This is a genomic window from Bacillus sp. OV322 (assembly GCF_900112495.1).
Taxonomy (GTDB): Bacteria; Bacillota; Bacilli; order Bacillales; family DSM-1321; genus Peribacillus.
Genome location: NZ_FOMA01000007.1, coordinates 271464 through 287732, shown reverse-complemented (window position 1 = coordinate 287732; position 16269 = coordinate 271464). Strand labels below are relative to the sequence as shown.

Sequence of the window (16269 nt, the reverse complement as noted above, 5' to 3'; positions counted from 1 at the left end):
AAGTCTATTAGAGAAGGCGGTTAAAAACAATTGGAATTATTACAGCTTAAGTACTTTCAAACCGTGGCACGGCTTGAGCATATGACACATGCAGCTGAGGAGCTGAAGATTGCCCAGCCATCTTTAAGCAAAACCATCTCGCGCCTTGAGGAAGATTTGGGTGTTCCTTTATTTGACCGTATAGGAAGGCAGATTAAACTGAATCAATACGGAAAAACCTTTTTAACAAGAGTAGACCGTATATTCATGGAGCTTGGAGAAGCCAAGAGGGAATTGGAGTATTTATCAGGACTTCATCTCGGAATGGTGCAGCTGGCTATCTCCATCCCAAGTATCTTGCCAGATTTAATCAGCTCGTTTTTAGCTCAGCATAAAAATATCTTTTTTCAGCAGCTGGTAGCAGGAAAATGAATCCATGGTCCATTTGCTGGAAAAAGGGGAAATAGATATGTGCATTTCATCTACACCAATTGAAGGCCCAGACATTGAATGGATTCCGCTGTTAACGGAGGAAATCTATTTAATGGTTCCTGAAAACCATCATTTAGCAGGAAGAGAAAGCATTGATCTTGAGGAAGTTAAAAATGAGGCATTCATCAGTTCAAATACCGGATTGGGAGTGAGAAGCATTACGGATTATTATTGCAGGGAAGCTGGCTTTGTTCCTAGAGTATCCTTTGAGGGAGATGAAACAATGGTGATAGCAAAGCTGGTTCAGCAAGGGCTTGGAGTTGCCTTTGTTCCTGCCTTGATTTGGCATATAGCACCTCATAAGTCCGTATCCTTGCTGCGTATTAAAAAACCTGTTTGCGAGCGGACCATTGGTGCCGGAAGATCCAAACGAAGGCATCCTTCTATTGCTGCTTCAAACTTCTTTGAGCATGTGATTGATTATTTTGCTGATATCTCTTCCAGAATTACAAAAAACATTTAGAGAAAGCAAGAAAGAAGACATTAAGCTGTCTTCTTTCCTGTTTCTTACTATCCTTTACCACCTGTGAGCCTTTGCATTGCTTCTTAGTATAATGTTTGTCTGCGACATTGCAGTATGTCCATTTACTTGAGAGTTCGAACGCTTAGGTCTTGTCCAATTATGGTGAAACTGCTGTGAATGCGGATCTAGATGTTCTCTATAACTCATTCTAAGATCACCTCATCATTAGGATTGGATAGCAGGAAACCTTTGATATTGCATGAATATCATTTAAGAGTATGTGATAAATGCCTGAAAAAAATACATAGCTATTCTTGTGGATTAAATCCTGTTTAGTGCAGTACCTTTAAGCTTCTCTTTTGATATTATGAAGATCCTTGAAGACAATGCCAGTCAAAATGTATTGAAGATACATACAGTCATTTAAGTTTTTTTTGCTGATATACTGCAGGTTAACAAGCAGATCGTTAAGCTGTTCTTTGCTTAAATGTGTTAATAGCAAATTAATGGCCTTTGTTTTGCTGATTTTTATATACTCTTTTCGATTAGCCTTTATAGCCATTTCTTTAAACGGGGAAATATAGAGTGTAAGCAAGTCCTTCATCTCATTTGTGGTCAGCCTGTCGAATGTCCATTTCTCCATTTGCCGTCTCCTTCTTTCAGGGCATATTTTTAAAATATTTAATTTTCTTTATATTTCCATACCCCGTATCAACAGATTCATTCAAATTTCGCCACAGAATTATTGTGAAATAAAAAAATGGTAGTAAAGACTTGCGCAGATGGTAAGTGGAAATTCATAAAAATACCACAAAAAGGATATTTTAACCATCTTATTACATGTGCCGTCAACTGTGAAAAAACCTGTAACCCGATAAACTTGAACAGATTTCCGTTTAATATTTGAAAGCTGTCTGGAGATTAAGCCGGAGATAACTGCCTTAAAATCAGGCTGGCCAGAAAGACACGGGCTGATAAAAGCTGTATTTTAAATCATTAATGAAAAACAGATAATTAAATAACGCATGATTCCCCTCGTTTCTGCTGCTTGTTCTCCTTTTTGACAAATTTCAGTCCTTATCGTCGGTTTTTGTTTATATCATCTTGGCAGCTGCGGTGTTAATATTAAGAAAAATCTAAATATTATTACGGGTTACTTTTATCGAATGGAGTCCCTCCTAATAATAGAAAGGGGGATTTAATGAAAGAGCTGATAACTGGCATGGTATTGGAGCTATCCAAAAGACCCTTGTCCGGGAGCGAAGTTGTCCATACTTTTAAACTTAATCAAGAAGATATTGTGTCTGTGTCATATGACAATAACATTTCGATATATCATTTAAATCTTATAAAGAAGCAGCAAGTGGTCTATTGTTTTGACGAACATGAAGCGGCCGATTTGATTATGCTGCAGCTTGCAAAATGCCATAAAAACTGACCATTCATGAGCCATCATAAATGTGCGGTTTTTTTTTGCTGTTTTTGTAAACTTTGCTGTTTTGAAACAATGTTTTTCTTTTCAGTGGAGCGGGTGTAGATCCCCCTCACTGCACCTGCAGAGGGAGCCTATATTCATCATCGGTTTAGAATAGGCTCCCTGTGGGCTTTGCACAGCGTCCGACTGCAGAAATGCATGCCCGGACTCTTTAGGTTAATATCCCTGTAAATGAAAAATGAGATGTTGTCATTCACCGATATAAGAGGAGCCGGCTGGGATAAGCAGCCGGCTTTGTTCTGGCTTATTAATTTTTTTAACAATGGGGAAAGTGCATATCACCCGAGCCTGCCTGTTTAATGAATAGGCAAACAGATTTGTACTTCTGTGCCTTTTCCGATTTCGCTTTGAAAGGTCATCTTACCTTTATGGGCCTCTATGATCCTGTAGCTGACAGTCAATCCAAGGCCAGTGCCTTTTTCTTTGGAAGAGTAAAAAGGCTCGCCTAAATGCCTGACCCTGTCTTCTTCAATGCCGCAGCCATCATCCTTAATGGTCATGATTACCCAGTCGGCTTTGGTGTTGAAGTCGATCCAGATATGCCGGGAAGAAGCTTCAATGGAATTTTTAATAATATTAATGAAAACCTGCTTCAAACCATTCGCTTCACAGGAAATGGGCGGGACGCTTTTTTTTGCATTTATTAATAGCTCAGAACTGTAATAGGCGGCTTCCGGCTCAAGAAGAGTATTCACATCGCGAAGCAGCTGGATAAGATTGTGTTTCTTGAAATGGGATTCCTGCGGTTTGGCGAGAACAAGCAGTTCACTGACAATCTGGTTGATTCGATCAAGCTCGCTTAACATAATTGAGTAATAGTTTTGATATTGTGTTTCGTTATCCTTCAATAGCTGAACAAAGCCTTTCAGGGAAGTTAACGGGTTCCGTACCTCATGGGCTACACTCGCAGCAAGCTCACCGACAACCGATAGCTTTTCTGTTTTCCTTAGGATGGCTTCAGTTTCCCTTATTGCTGTTACATCCTTGGCATAACCGATAATCCCGGCCATTTCACCATCAATCAGGATAGGGACGAATGTGCAGGATAAAAGGAAGACCTCGTTACTTACAGAATTGAAACGGAAGTCCCCGCTTGTAATGCCGGCTTTGCTTTCTTTTACTTGATCAATTGAGCGCTTCAGTTTAATTCTATCCTCGGTATCTGCAATAAAATCGCTGATGCAGGCTCCGGAAAGCTGATTATGGAAAGGTCCTATGATGTTTCTGAATTTGGGATTGACGTTGGTTATATTTCCATACAAATCCATCATGAAAACAGGATCAGGATTATAATCAAATAGGGATTTATACTGCTGCTGGCTGTCGGATAGTTTTTTTTCAGTGTTTACCCGCTCAGTAATATCTCTTCCAATGACCACTAGAGCCCTTCTGGAACCATCTTCATGGAAAAGGGGAACCTTAATGGTGTCGAAGGTTTTAATCTCTCCATCAGGCAGGGGGATCTTTTCTTCGCAGCGTGTTATATGGCCCTTTTTCCAGGTTTCTTCATCAGAAACCTCGCAATATAGCAATGCTTCATTATAAAAGCTAGTATAATTGGCTAACTCAGAATCCTTTTTCCCTTTATAATCAACATGCTCTAGCTCAAATAGCCTTCTGCCAAAATCATTTGCTTCTATCCATCTGCCATTTCCATCTTTGAAATTGACAAAATCCACCATTGAGTTGATTAAGGTCTGCAATCGCTGCTGGTCTTCATCAAGTCCGTCTGACTTTTTCCTGGCAGCAATAAAAAAATGCAGCATAATTCCAGAGAATGCTATGAATATAGCACTGAGGATAAATTGAATGATTGCTATCCCATTCAACTGTTGAACAAAGAAGAGGAGACAGAAGTCAAAGAGCAGGAAAACGGCAATACCCAATAAGATATAGATAAGCAAATTGTTATGTTTAATCATGATTGTTTCCCTCGATTTCCCAAACACTTGTACTAATAATAATTATTTCAAATATATATTTTAACAGAAAAAAGATGGAAAAGATATACATCGGGCCAAAGGAACGCTGCTTGATCCGCGACTTTTCCTTTGAAGGTTTAACGGGGCTTTGAAAAAGATAAGTAAAAAGCGGGCAGAATGGCTCTGCCCGCTTTGATCATGAAGAAGCTTTACTGTATTGAGGAGGGGGATCTTCTGCTAAACGATTCTGCCCATTCCACGATTGAAGCCAGTTTTTCACTGCCGCTATCATGATAACCACACCCAGTACGAGCATGATGATGGAAAGTACGGCATTGAGCACGCTGTAACCTGCTGCTTCTGTGTTTAAGTAAACATTTTTCACCATCCAGTAACCTGCATAGTTCACGGTTATATACAAATATGCCAGCGGAATCAGGCATGTCAGCATATATCTTCGCTTATCAGCCACTTTGAGGATAACGGTAGCCCCGATAATCAGGCCAATGGATGCCATCAGCTGATTGGAAACACCAAATAATGCCCAAACAGATCCGATATCTCCGGAAAATAACAGGTAGCCCCATAATAAGCATGCTAAGGCACTAGCGAATATGTTCCCCGGAAGCCAGTCTGTGTTTTTCATAGGTTTATAAAATGCCCCTGCAAAGTCCTGGATAATATAACGGGCAACCCTTGTACCGGAATCGATGGCAGTAAGGATGAATAGTGCTTCGAACATAATGACGAATTGAAAGAAGAAGGATGCAAGCTTTGAAAACCACGGAATATCCGTGAAAATATATGTCATTCCTACAGCAAGTGTTACAGCTCCGCCTGTGCGCCCTTCGAGATTTAGGCCGATTTCTTTGCTTAACGTTCCGAGGCTGACAGTGTTCATTCCGAGTGTCTTGAAAACTTCCGGTGCAGAGTTAATGGCGAAATAGTCACCTGGATGCAGCGCTGTGGCAGCAACCAGTGCCATGATTCCGACGAGGCACTCTACGAGCATCGCTCCAAAGCCGATTGGTTTAATATCGCTCCAGCGGTCAAGCATTTTTGGTGTCGTTCCTGAACCTACAAAGGCATGAAACCCCGAGATTGCCCCGCAGGCAATGGTAATGGAGATGAAAGGCCAGACAGGACCATTCATAACTGGGCCGCCGCCTTTTATGAACTCCGTGAATGCTGGCATGTGCAGACTTGGATTTACAATAAAGACACCAGCGATAAGTGCAATAAAGACACCAATTTTCATGAAGCTGCTTAAATAATCACGAGGTGCCAAAAGAAGCCAGACAGGAAGCGCAGCCGCAAAAAATGCGTAAATTGGCAGGATGATGGATAGTGAGGTAATATCCAGCGTCAGAAAATCACCAAGAGCAGAATGCTGTATGTATGGCCCGGAAAAAACAGCGGCCAAAATCAGGACAAAACCAACAATGGAAGCTCCTTTTAAGTTTCCTGTTTTCTTATGATAGATTCCGACTCCCATTGCGATAGGAATCGTGATACCGACGGAAAAAGTACCCCAAGGGTTATTTTCCAGTGCATGAAGTACGACCATGGAAAGCCCTGCCATCGTAATGGTTATGATGAAGAGCATGGCAAGTCCTGTACAGAAGCCGGCTACAGGTCCCAATTCTTTTTTTGCCACTTCGGCAAGTGATTGGCCATTCTGCCGCATCGATGCAAATAATACAACGGCATCGTGAACGGCACCGCCGATGACCGCGCCAATCAGCAGCCAAAGCAAGCCGGGGAGATAGCCGAATTGGGCGGCAAGGATGGGCCCGACTAGAGGGCCGGCGGCAGCAATAGCTGCAAAGTGATGTCCGAATGTTACCCAGCGGTTTGTCGGTACATAATCCTTTCCGTCTTCCAAGGCGTGTGCAGGTGTCTGCTTGGAATCATCCAGTTTTAATACTTTAGCAGCCATAAATGTGCCGTATAAACGATAAGCAATCATTAATATACAAATCGACCCGATAACCATAGTAATTGCATTCATTTCTATGCCTCCCGTAACGTTGTTATACGGTAACTATACCCCATGAAATAGAGTGTGACAGCGTTTTCAAAGTGACATGCCGGAAATTAAGGCTGAAATGCAGAATGATTCTGCTGAGTTACATATCCTATCTAAAATCCAAGCAGACTTTTTAATTCCTTTACATAGGTGCGGCTCACAGGAATTCTGGACTTGTCTGACATGATGAGGTTATAGGTGGAGTTGAACCATGGCTCTATTTCTTTAATATGATTCATATTCACCAGGTAACTGCGGTGAACTCTTACAAAGTATGGCTGGCTGAGTTTTTTCTCAAGAATGATCAGCGGTTCGGACACCTTATATTCCATGTTTAGAGTCTTAATGATCGTTCCATTATCAGTCCCTAAATAGATAATGGAATCGATATCTGCCATGACAATTTTTTCAGCAGTCATGATGGCAAGCTTTCCGGCCTTTTCAGCAGTTAACTTTGGCTTGTTTGTTTCGGTGAAACTGCCTATTGTCTTTATGCCCAGTATTTTATTTATCGTTTTCTTTATTCTATTTTCATCGAAAGGCTTTAACAGATAATCAGCTGCATCTAAGTCAAAAGCCTGAAGTGCATATTCATCATAAGCTGTAGCAAAAACAACAGCAGGTGCCGGATCCATCTTCTTGAGCTTTTCAGCCAGTGTGATGCCGCTTTCCCCCGAAAGCTCGATATCGATGAAAACAAGATCGGGTGTCAGTGCTTCCGCCTTTTTTAATGCTTCATCTATCGTGCCTGCCTCTCCGATTACTTCTACTTGTTTTGTCTGAAGCAGGAGGTATTTCAGTTCATCTCTTGCCAGCGGTTCGTCATCCGTGATGAGGGCTTTCAGCATAACGTTCATTTCCACCTTTCTGCAAAATCTCAAGCGGTATATTAAGTGTGACCGAGGTTCCCGTTCCTTCAAGGCTTTTTATTTCAAAGCTGGCGTCATAGTTGTACATTCCTTCCAGGCGTTCCCTTATATTAACCAGTGCTGTACCTGAACCCTGCTCGGAATGTACCTCCTTTTTTCCGAGAGCCTCAAGCTTGGCAGGGGATATTCCTTGCCCATTGTCCGTTACATCTATATGCAGCCGGTTTTCCTTTGCACAGGCAGTGATCTGGACTTCACCTGGGGCATTGGAATGCAAAAAGCCATAGCGAATTGCATTTTCAACAAGAGGCTGAAGGGTGAAGGGCGGAAGCAGGCACTTTTCCAGACCGGGTTCAATGTCAATAGCAACATGGTACTTATCCGGAAATCTGGCTTGCTCCAATGATAAATATGCCCTTACATGCTCCAGCTCCTTATCAAGCGGGATAAACATCTGTCTGGCACCCTGCAGGTTGCTTCTGAAAAACTGGCTGAGTTCCAAGAGCAGCTTTCTTGCCTTCTCCGCATCTGTTCTGCATAAAACAGAGATGGTATTAATGGCATTAAAGAGAAAATGAGGGTGTACCTGTGATTGCAAGGCCTTGATTTCTGCGTTTTTCAGCAATTTGCTCTGCCGTTCTGCTTCCGCAAGCTCCAGCTGTGCAGAAAATAATTTAGCCAGTCCTTCAGCCAGCTCATGTTCGACTTTCCCTAAGGAATTCGGGTTTTTAAAATACAGCTTGAGTGTGCCTGCTGTTTTATCATGAACTTTCAAAGGAAGGACAACTGCTGCCCTCAGAGGGCATTCATTATGAAGACAGAGAATCTCCTCACGGCTTTTGGCCGTCAAGATGTTGCCTTGCATAAGTACTTGTTTTGTCAGTTCGGTAGAAAACCCTTTTGTGGGAACATGATGATCTGAGCCTGCACCGGCATGAGCAAGCACACCGCTTGAATCTGTAATTGCAATAGCATCTGCATCTGTAAGGTCCAGCATAATTTTGGCCACTTCTTTACATGAAACAGAATTGAGGCCTTGCCGGAAATATGGAAGGGTCTTGTCAGCAATATCAAAGGCTTTATTTGTCTGAAGTGCCTTTGTACGCACTTCTTCCCGCAGGATGGATTGAATGATCAGCATGAACAGCAGTGTCCCAAAGCCATTAATGGCTACCATAGGGATTCCGATCATTTGAACAAGATCCCAGGCACGTTCAAAGGGCCTGGTCACCAAAATGATAATTGCCATTTGGACAATTTCCATTAAACAGCCTGCAGCTGCCGCATACCATGGCTGTATTGAGGAATTTTCTTTATTTTTTTTTCCAAGGTATCCTGCGGTCACACCGGCTAAAATAGCTGAGACAGCACATGCTTCCGCTGTGAATCCCCCCAGCATAAGTCTGTGGATTCCTGCAATAAGGCCAATGCCAAGCCCGACAAGCGGCCCGCCAAGCAGGGAACCAATGGCAATGCCCATAATTCTCGTATTGGCAATCGCACTATCAGGCTCCAGATTATAAAGCCAATTTCCTTTGCCAACTAAACTATGATGTATTTCTATGCCTGTATAATTACTAATGACGGCAAAAGCGCCAAATACAAGAACGAGAAATCCTTTTTCCTTTAGTCCTTGTTCATTGTGGATGATACGCCGGAATGGCTTGAATTGTGAAAGAAGGAATACTGCAATTAATATAATGCCTACTCTTTCTATCATTAGCGGGAGCAAATTGATCATGGCCTGCTCCTTTCATTTCCCGAAAATTTGAGTCCTTTGACTGATGAATATATTGAAGTGTTCATCCAGCCATCAGATAGGGGTTTCACCTTTATTTTACAATAGTAATGAAATAGTTGTCGAATATTGAAAAAATTCGGGTGGCCATTATGTAGGGATATTAGGGGCAGCCTTAGCGGTGGCATGGACCGTAGGGGACGGTCCAAATTGGAGGGTGAAGATTTTCAGCACTCTGCACTTTACCAGTTAGCAGGGATACGAAAATGAGAAAAGCCGGCATTGTAAGAACATAATCCGCAAATAACTGGCTGCTGTATCATTTATTCAATTTCCAGACGGAATAGTTTAGCCCAAGGGCGAAAGTAACCCAGGCGGCGTACGGCATCATGGCAAGCCCTGCAATTTTGTCATGCTGATAAAATTCATATACGGTCAATGTCAGAACGCTGAGAAAAAGGGCAATTTCCACAAAGGCTGTACCTCTAAGCCCCCACTTAAAGAATAAGAAAGACCATAAAAAATTAAGCCCAAGCTGAACATTATACAAGTTTTGAGCAGGCTTTCGGTCTTTTTCGGCTGTTTCATCTGCAGAAATTCTATAGTCTGCTATTCCCATGATGGTATACAATCCTGTCCACACAGCCGGAAACACCCAAGATGGAGGAGAAAAAGAGGGCTTTTTCAGATGGCGGTAAATTTCCTGGGCATTTTTTGCAGCAAGGATTCCTGCCAGTTAGCCTCCTACAACTGGAATTAAAATATGTGCTGCCAATTTCCCGGTTTTTACCCGGCCATTCACCTTGAAAATATTCATTTATATTCATCGCTCCTTTTAAAATATCTGCCTTTTGCATGAAGTAATTAGAGTTTGTGCATAATCAGCGAAATTAGTGCATCAAAAAAAGAATTCAACAAGGAAGATTGAATTCTTTTTGATGATGGAGCAGTTAGTTGTTTAGTTCATTATCCAATTCAGCAGGAGCATAATTTTGAGATTGATTGAATAAGTGTGTCAGGTATGTAGTTAATTCAAATCCCTCTGCGTTGATAAATTCAGTAAACCTCACTTCATTCTTTTCGTTCATCATGATTACCTCCTATTATTTAATGATTTATAATAAGAGTATTCCCAATCTATGAACCTTTTAAAACCTGAAAAAAATTGGAAGTTTGTTCAGAGGTCAAGAAGCCGATAGAGGCAGCGAAGCACCGCGTTTTTGGGAAAAAAACTGGCCGGGGGGCAATGAAATTGACGATTGATAGTGTTAAATCTCATTTTAGGAAAATTGGGAGGGAAGGGGATATCCTGGAGTTTGACCAGTCTAGTGCTACAGTGGAATTGGCAGCTGCAGCTCTTGTAGTGGAACCCGCAAGAATTGCGAAAACCCTATCCTTCAGGGGTGAGGGGGAAAGGGCACTTCTGATTGTGTCTGCAGGAAATACAAAAATTGATAATAAAAAGTTTAAGAAGACGTTTGGATTTAAAGCACGGTTCCTTTCTCCTGCAGAAGTGCTGGAACAAACAGGGCATGAGGTAGGCGGTGTTTGCCCGTTTGGGCTTAAAAATGATTGTGACGTTTTTATTGATATTTCCGTTAAGGAGTTTGATACCCTGTTTCCGGCATGCGGAAGCTCTCACTCAGCCATTGAGCTCACAAAGGAAGAACTTTTTCAAATATCCGGAGCAAAAGAGTGGGTGGATGTATGTAAGCTGCAGGAGCTGAATCCTGCTAACTGATATCCCGTATTCATTCACAGCAAAAAAAGGACCAGTCTGGTCCTTTCCTTTAAAAAGCATTAGCTAAAAATACTGCTGATTTTATCAACTTCCTGCGGAGTCAAGTGCACATCCAGCGTCCTAAGGTTTCTGACAACCTGCTCAGGCACTTTGGCGCCAGGTATTAAGGCGTCAATCGAATCCTGGTGAAGATACCAGGCAAGCACAACATTTGCTACTTCAGCATGCTTGGCGTCGGCGATCTTGCGGACCTCCTCGACTTTTGCCAAATTCCGTTCAAATGCTTCTCCCTGGAACATTGGGTTCTTCGCACGGCCATCGTCAAATTTGGTATCTTTAGTATATTTTCCTCCTAAAAGGCCTGCAGCAAGCGGGAAATAAGGAACAAAGGAAATGTTATTCTTTGAAGTGTAAGGCAGAATATCCTTTTCTGCACCGCGTTTAAACAGGTTATATTCTGATTGAAGAACATCTACATATCCATCTTTATTTGCCTGTTTTAACTGCTCTAAAGAAAAATTGGATACTCCGATCGCACGGATTTTTCCAGCATCCTTCAACTCCTTTAAGGCGCCTACTGCTTCATCCTTAGGAGTGTTTTCGTCTGGGAAATGAATATAAAATAAGTCGATGTAGTCAGTCTGAAGCCTTTTTAAACTGCTTTCGACAGAGTCCTTTAAGAATGCAGGAGAGTTATCTATGACGATTTTGCCATCTGCAAATTTATGAGCGCCTTTTGTTGCGATTACAGCCTCATCACGGCTTCCCCTTTCTTTAAGAACCTCGCCGATCAGTTCCTCTGAACGTTCCGGTCCGTATATAAAGGCTGTATCCAGAAAGTTGATTCCATGGTCCAATGCATTGCGGACAACTTCTTTGCCCGTTTCTTCATTTAGATTCGGATATATATTATGTCCGCCCACTGCATTTGTTCCTAATCCAATCGGATTTACATACAAGTCAGTCTTTCCAATACGTGTTTTTTGATCAGTCATGATTTACTTCATCTCCTTTTATTAGACATATAAGTATCATAACAAGTTAAGCCATAAAACAAAAACGATCGAATTCGGAAAAGTGTGTTTCTTTGTTGGGATTTTTCTATAGTGCTTATTCTATAACAATATGATATTCCTTGAGCCAGGCATTAATTTGCAGGAGATAATCCAGAAGCCCTCTTGCCGCCGTACCGGTTATGTGTTCGCTTTTTCCTTCTGCAGCGAGCCTGACTTCTGCTCTATCAATCAATGGAAGGATTGGCGACTCTGGATCATCTAACACATGAAGCATCAGGTCGGATATGCCATTTAAATAGGCCTGGTCCTTGGTGCTTGGATAAGCACTTTTTCTCCTGTTTCGCACATCATCCGGCAATATGCCCGCGAAGGCACGGCGGAGTATCCCTTTTTCAATGTTATCAATGCTTTTTACTTCATAAGGCACATTCCATAAATATTCGACGAGCCTGTAATCACAAAAGGGAACACGCACTTCAAATCCAGTCATCATGCTGGCCCGGTCCTTACGGTCAAGCATAAATGGCAGGAAGCGGGTAATGAACATATAGGACATCTGACGCTGTTTACTTTGCATGCCAGTTTCTCCTTCGAGGAATGGCACTTCATCCAGCGCCTCTCGGAAACGCTTTCTACGGTATTCTTCCGGCTGTATTTTTTGCTTCATTTCAGGTGAAAGGATATTTGTTAAATAGCCAAGATTCAAAAGCCAAGGGAAAACATCAGCATCCAGGAATTTCTCCTGATGAAACCATGGATAACCAGAAAAAACTTCATCAGCAGACTCACCCGAAAGAGCGACCGTCGCTTCTTTTTTCATCTCAGTAAATAAAAGGTAAAGGGATGTTTCGAGTTCTCCGACGCCAGGCAGGTCACGCGCACGCATGGGAACCAGCAAATTCTCTATTAATTTATCTGCGCCAAAAACAATGGAATGATGATCGGTTCCGACATATTCAGCAACCTTTTTTACCCAAGGCTCATCCAGGTCGCGCCTCAGGAAGTCTTCTTCAAAGTCTTTATCATTATTTACGAAATCAATAGAGTAGGTATGGAGCGTTTTTCCTTCTTTTTTATATTCCGTACCAGCAAGAGCTGTTAATCCCGATGAATCCAGTCCGCCGGATAGCATGGAAACAAGAGGGACATCTGAAACAAGCTGCTTATGAACAGTATCTTTCAGAAGGCTCCTTATTTTTTCTTCTGTTTGTTTTACATCATCATCATGAAGCTTGCTTTCAAGCTGCCAGTAGCGCTGATTTTTGGAACCGGCCGAGTTAAAAGTAATGTAGTGTCCGGCACGAACCTCTTTAATGTTTTTGAAGACCCCGTTGCCTGGGGTGCGCATTGGGCCGAGTGCGAAAATCTCTGCAAGCCCTTCAGCATTCACTTTCGTCTCTACTTGAGGATGAGAAAGAAGGACCTTTATTTCAGACCCAAAAATGATAGAGTCGCCAACTTGTGTATAAAACAGCGGTTTCACACCCAGATGATCACGTCCAAGCAGCAGCAGGTCCTTTTCTTCATCCCAAATCCCAAAGGCAAAGATTCCATTCAGGCGGCTTAGGCAGTCTTCCTGCCATTCAAGATAAGAGTGAAGCAGTACTTCTGTATCGGATGCCGTGCTGAATATATGTCCTTTCTCTTCAAGCTCTTTCCGCAGTTCCTGATAATTATAGAGTTCTCCATTATATGTCAAGGCAATCGTATAACTGCTTTTCTGATATAACATAGGCTGCTGCCCGCCATCTGGATCAATGACTATCAGCCTGCGGTGTCCCAAAGCAGCCTTTTCTGACATGAAATATCCGTCTGCATCTGGACCTCTGTGAATGATTGAATCTGTCATCTTTTTAAGGATTTTTTGCTGTTCTGAAAGATCTTCCCGCCAATTTACCCATCCTGCTATTCCGCACATGCTTATTCCCTCTTTCTGTGAGTGTGATAAGTAAAATATAACATTTACGTTAACGTTACATTTTGATGATGCAAACTTGAAGTGATTTTATCCTCACGGCGTATCAGCCATTATGGAAAAACCAGATTCATGTTTTATCGTATGGGTATTATTGGGGGAATTCAAACTTTTCAGCTTTATATTCGAAAAAATCCTAAGATAGTCCCATTCACTTAATGAGGAAAGAGAGTTCACTCTGATCGGCAGCTTGGATTAGTTTGTATATTGATCTGAGAACTAAAAAAGAAGAGCAGCCCCTTTACTATGTTTCCGATGTATATGGAATAATAAATCATCCCGAAGAAACCCCGGGGAAAGCTGAATCTGAAAGTTTCGGGTGACTTATCCATGGCCTTCAGTATTCTTTTGTTCACCAAATAGGATCAGTGCTTCTTTCGCCCGGTCTCTTAATGTGATCAGTTCTTCCTCGACTGCCAGCATGTTTTTCTTCTTTTGTTCAATCAGCTCCAGTTTTTCTTCAACGGTCTGCAGTACCATTCTCAATTTTTCTGTTTGTTCAGCAGTGCCCTTCACTTGCCGGTAATTTAATTTTTGAAGCTCAAGTGTATCGCTTAGTGCGATGAATTGCTGCAGCTCTTGAAGGGAAAAGCCCATAACTTCTTTTGCATTCGTGATTTTTTCCAGGAAGTCAATATGATCCTGAGTATATAACCGTGTACCGCCTTCTGTTCTTGGAGGGGAGGGAAGAAGCCCTATTTGCTCGTAATACCGGATTGTCCGCTTGGTCAGGCCGCTTCTTTTTGCCACATCGTCAATCTTCATTCCATCCATAAGTGTACGCTCCTATATACATCCTCTGTGCAGGATGTTAATTATTCATCTCCTTTCATCATACCATAAACAGATAATCACTTAAATGTAACGTTGACGTTAAGGTTAAAGAGGAATATAATTGGATTATTATTGGATTTTACATTTTTTGTTTGTGCACTTTTAAAAAACTGAATAAGGGAGTCAGATAAACGATATGAGCAAACAGGAAGAATTACTCACTGCCCAAAATCAGCAGGTTAAACAGCCGCTTGTTGTTTGGGTAATTTTTGCAGCTACGATTATTTCTTTTATGGGACTTGGCCTGGTCGATCCTATTTTGCCGGCGATTGCTGAGAAGCTTCATGCATCACCAAGCCAGGTGTCATTATTGTTCTCCAGCTATAACTTGATTACCGGTGTAGCCATGCTGATTACCGGTGTGGTCTCAAGCAGAATCGGAATCAAATGGACCTTGCTGACAGGCATTTTGTTTACAATTTGCTTTTCTGCTTTAGCGGGGTCATCACATGGTATTTGGCAGATTGTAGGGTTCCGCGGAGGCTGGGGCCTGGGAAATTCCTTATTTATTGCTACCGCACTATCAGCCATAGTAGGTCTTACACTGGGCGGAACCGCTAAGGCAATCATTCTGTACGAAGCTGCCATTGGTCTTGGCATATCAGTAGGACCGTTATTAGGAGGGGAACTTGGCTCAATATCATGGAGGGGTCCTTTCTATGGAGTCAGCGTTTTAATGGTGGTTGCCTTTTTGGCCTTGCTGCTGAAAATGCCTCAGGTTGAGAAGCCAAAGGTTAAAGGCTCCATCCTGGATCCTATTAAAGCTTTAAAATATCCTGGACTATTAAGACTTGGTTTAACCGCTTTTCTTTATAATATCGGATTTTTCACTTTGATGGCATTCGCTCCATTTGTCATGCATTTAGATGAACATGGCTTAGGTTATGTATTCCTTGGATGGGGATTATGCCTTGCCATCACTTCCGTTTTTGTAGCACCAAAGCTTCAGGCGAAATTCGGTACCATCAAGTCCATGTGTATGATGCTGATATTATTCGCGTTAACACTTTTATCTATGGGCATTTGGACGAATTCTTCATCAACCGTCATTATATGTGTTATTGTGGCAGGTCTTTTCCTGGGCACAAACAATACGCTTATCACAACAGCAGTCATGCAGGTTGCACCTGTAGAGAGAGCGACTGCATCGGCAGCATATAGCTTTGTCCGCTTCATCGGCGGAGCCATTGGTCCATGGCTGGCAAATAAGCTTGCTGAATCCTATAACCCGCATGTTCCATTTATTACAGGAGCAGTATTTGTCTTTCTTGGGATGCTTGTTGTAGCATTTGGGCGTAAACATATCCAGCACGTGGATAAGATAAGCGGCCATTAATTTGGGCATATACTGAACGAATGAAATGGCCTGCTCCCATAAAGGGAGCAGGCTATTTTTTGGTTAGAGAAGGGGACGAACCGCCCGGCTTATGAGAGAGGAGTAATTTCATGTTTTCCGAGTGTTACGGCTGGTTTAGAGAATTTCCCATTCATTGTTTTTTTTTCGGGTGTCCAGTTCTGATTTTTTCTTTTAGCTTTAATTTGTGGTCATTCACCTTCTGATTGTCTTGCTCTTGGACTGGACTTTTGCTCATCATACCTGTTCCACCTTCTCCGAAGTTTTCTTGTATCTTGATGAAACGGCTTTTCGTTGGATAATGGGCAAGTTTGCATGTTAACATCTATTTTCGGTTTTTTTACCCAGGTCTATTATTCTAT

General features: G+C 42.1%; 14 protein-coding genes and 1 pseudogene. 4 read left to right on the top strand and 11 right to left on the bottom strand.

The window, feature by feature from the left end; translation table 11 throughout:
- Positions 1–30 precede the first annotated feature (30 nt).
- Positions 31–934: pseudogene (locus tag BM126_RS18370) on the top strand (LysR family transcriptional regulator).
- Positions 935–988: 54 nt separating this feature from the next.
- Here BM126_RS18370 and BM126_RS18365 read toward each other — a convergent pair.
- A complete protein-coding gene (locus tag BM126_RS18365; protein WP_083392062.1) occupies positions 989–1141 on the bottom strand; it encodes a YpzG family protein in 153 nt (50 codons plus the stop codon).
- Between the two features lie 139 nt (positions 1142–1280).
- Positions 1281–1577 carry a hypothetical protein gene (locus tag BM126_RS18360; protein ID WP_090990866.1) on the bottom strand — a complete coding sequence of 99 codons (297 nt, stop codon included), beginning with the start codon at positions 1575–1577 and terminating at the stop codon, positions 1281–1283.
- 558 nt (positions 1578–2135) lie between these two features.
- Here BM126_RS18360 and BM126_RS18355 point away from each other — a divergent pair.
- Complete coding sequence (locus BM126_RS18355) at positions 2136–2372, top strand: hypothetical protein (RefSeq protein WP_090990865.1); 237 nt, start codon at positions 2136–2138, stop codon at positions 2370–2372.
- A gap of 353 nt (positions 2373–2725) precedes the next feature.
- Here the strand turns inward: BM126_RS18355 and BM126_RS18350 are convergent, their stop codons facing one another.
- The 6 genes from BM126_RS18350 to BM126_RS22560 all read right to left on the bottom strand — a co-directional run bounded on the left by BM126_RS18350 (position 2726) and on the right by BM126_RS22560 (position 10075).
- Positions 2726–4351: a PAS domain S-box protein gene (locus BM126_RS18350; RefSeq protein ID WP_090990864.1), complete on the bottom strand. Its 1626-nt coding sequence runs from the start codon at positions 4349–4351 to the stop codon at positions 2726–2728.
- Between the two features lie 196 nt (positions 4352–4547).
- Positions 4548–6362, bottom strand: coding sequence for a carbon starvation protein CstA (cstA, locus tag BM126_RS18345; RefSeq protein ID WP_090990863.1), 1815 nt, complete (start codon positions 6360–6362; stop codon positions 4548–4550).
- 131 nt (positions 6363–6493) lie between these two features.
- Positions 6494–7228 carry a LytR/AlgR family response regulator transcription factor gene (locus BM126_RS18340; protein ID WP_090990862.1) on the bottom strand — a complete coding sequence of 245 codons (735 nt, stop codon included), beginning with the start codon at positions 7226–7228 and terminating at the stop codon, positions 6494–6496.
- The gene (locus BM126_RS18335; protein ID WP_090990861.1) at positions 7203–8990 is read right to left on the bottom strand and encodes a sensor histidine kinase; all 1788 of its coding nucleotides are present in this window, start codon (positions 8988–8990) and stop codon (positions 7203–7205) included. Before BM126_RS18335 ends, BM126_RS18340 begins: the two co-directional genes overlap by 26 nt.
- Before the next feature lie 316 nt (positions 8991–9306).
- Positions 9307–9714, bottom strand: coding sequence for a TspO/MBR family protein (locus BM126_RS18330; RefSeq protein ID WP_256213179.1), 408 nt, complete (start codon positions 9712–9714; stop codon positions 9307–9309).
- A gap of 223 nt (positions 9715–9937) precedes the next feature.
- Complete coding sequence (locus BM126_RS22560) at positions 9938–10075, bottom strand: hypothetical protein (protein WP_177201491.1); 138 nt, start codon at positions 10073–10075, stop codon at positions 9938–9940.
- A 164-nt stretch (positions 10076–10239) separates the two neighbouring features.
- Here BM126_RS22560 and BM126_RS18325 point away from each other — a divergent pair, with 164 nt between their 5' ends.
- A complete protein-coding gene (locus tag BM126_RS18325; RefSeq protein WP_090990860.1) occupies positions 10240–10728 on the top strand; it encodes a YbaK/EbsC family protein in 489 nt (162 codons plus the stop codon).
- 59 nt (positions 10729–10787) lie between these two features.
- Here the strand turns inward: BM126_RS18325 and BM126_RS18320 are convergent, their stop codons facing one another.
- The 3 genes from BM126_RS18320 to BM126_RS18310 all read right to left on the bottom strand — a co-directional run bounded on the left by BM126_RS18320 (position 10788) and on the right by BM126_RS18310 (position 14493).
- Positions 10788–11723: an aldo/keto reductase gene (locus tag BM126_RS18320; protein WP_090990859.1), complete on the bottom strand. Its 936-nt coding sequence runs from the start codon at positions 11721–11723 to the stop codon at positions 10788–10790.
- 115 nt (positions 11724–11838) lie between these two features.
- The gene (asnB, locus tag BM126_RS18315) at positions 11839–13662 is read right to left on the bottom strand and encodes an asparagine synthase (glutamine-hydrolyzing) (RefSeq protein WP_090990858.1); all 1824 of its coding nucleotides are present in this window, start codon (positions 13660–13662) and stop codon (positions 11839–11841) included.
- A gap of 381 nt (positions 13663–14043) precedes the next feature.
- Complete coding sequence (locus BM126_RS18310; RefSeq protein ID WP_090990857.1) at positions 14044–14493, bottom strand: MerR family transcriptional regulator; 450 nt, start codon at positions 14491–14493, stop codon at positions 14044–14046.
- Positions 14494–14689: 196 nt separating this feature from the next.
- Between BM126_RS18310 and BM126_RS18305 the strand changes: the two genes are divergently transcribed.
- Positions 14690–15889: an MFS transporter gene (locus BM126_RS18305; protein ID WP_090990856.1), complete on the top strand. Its 1200-nt coding sequence runs from the start codon at positions 14690–14692 to the stop codon at positions 15887–15889.
- Positions 15890–16269: the final 380 nt, after the last annotated feature.

What these genes read in the sequence shown, in the direction of transcription:
- BM126_RS18305 (WP_090990856.1), top strand. Translation starts at nt 14,690, where the DNA reads ATGAGCAAACAGGAAGAATTACTCACTGCCCAAAATCAGCAGGTTAAA.
- BM126_RS18350 (WP_090990864.1), bottom strand. Translation starts at nt 4,351, where the DNA reads ATGATTAAACATAACAATTTGCTTATCTATATCTTATTGGGTATTGCC.
- BM126_RS18360 (WP_090990866.1), bottom strand. Translation starts at nt 1,577, where the DNA reads ATGGAGAAATGGACATTCGACAGGCTGACCACAAATGAGATGAAGGAC.
- cstA (WP_090990863.1), bottom strand. Translation starts at nt 6,362, where the DNA reads ATGAATGCAATTACTATGGTTATCGGGTCGATTTGTATATTAATGATT.
- BM126_RS18355 (WP_090990865.1), top strand. Translation starts at nt 2,136, where the DNA reads ATGAAAGAGCTGATAACTGGCATGGTATTGGAGCTATCCAAAAGACCC.
- BM126_RS22560 (WP_177201491.1), bottom strand. Translation starts at nt 10,075, where the DNA reads ATGAACGAAAAGAATGAAGTGAGGTTTACTGAATTTATCAACGCAGAG.
- BM126_RS18310 (WP_090990857.1), bottom strand. Translation starts at nt 14,493, where the DNA reads ATGGATGGAATGAAGATTGACGATGTGGCAAAAAGAAGCGGCCTGACC.
- BM126_RS18320 (WP_090990859.1), bottom strand. Translation starts at nt 11,723, where the DNA reads ATGACTGATCAAAAAACACGTATTGGAAAGACTGACTTGTATGTAAAT.
- BM126_RS18335 (WP_090990861.1), bottom strand. Translation starts at nt 8,990, where the DNA reads ATGATCAATTTGCTCCCGCTAATGATAGAAAGAGTAGGCATTATATTA.
- BM126_RS18365 (WP_083392062.1), bottom strand. Translation starts at nt 1,141, where the DNA reads ATGAGTTATAGAGAACATCTAGATCCGCATTCACAGCAGTTTCACCAT.
- BM126_RS18340 (WP_090990862.1), bottom strand. Translation starts at nt 7,228, where the DNA reads ATGCTGAAAGCCCTCATCACGGATGACGAACCGCTGGCAAGAGATGAA.
- asnB (WP_090990858.1), bottom strand. Translation starts at nt 13,662, where the DNA reads ATGTGCGGAATAGCAGGATGGGTAAATTGGCGGGAAGATCTTTCAGAA.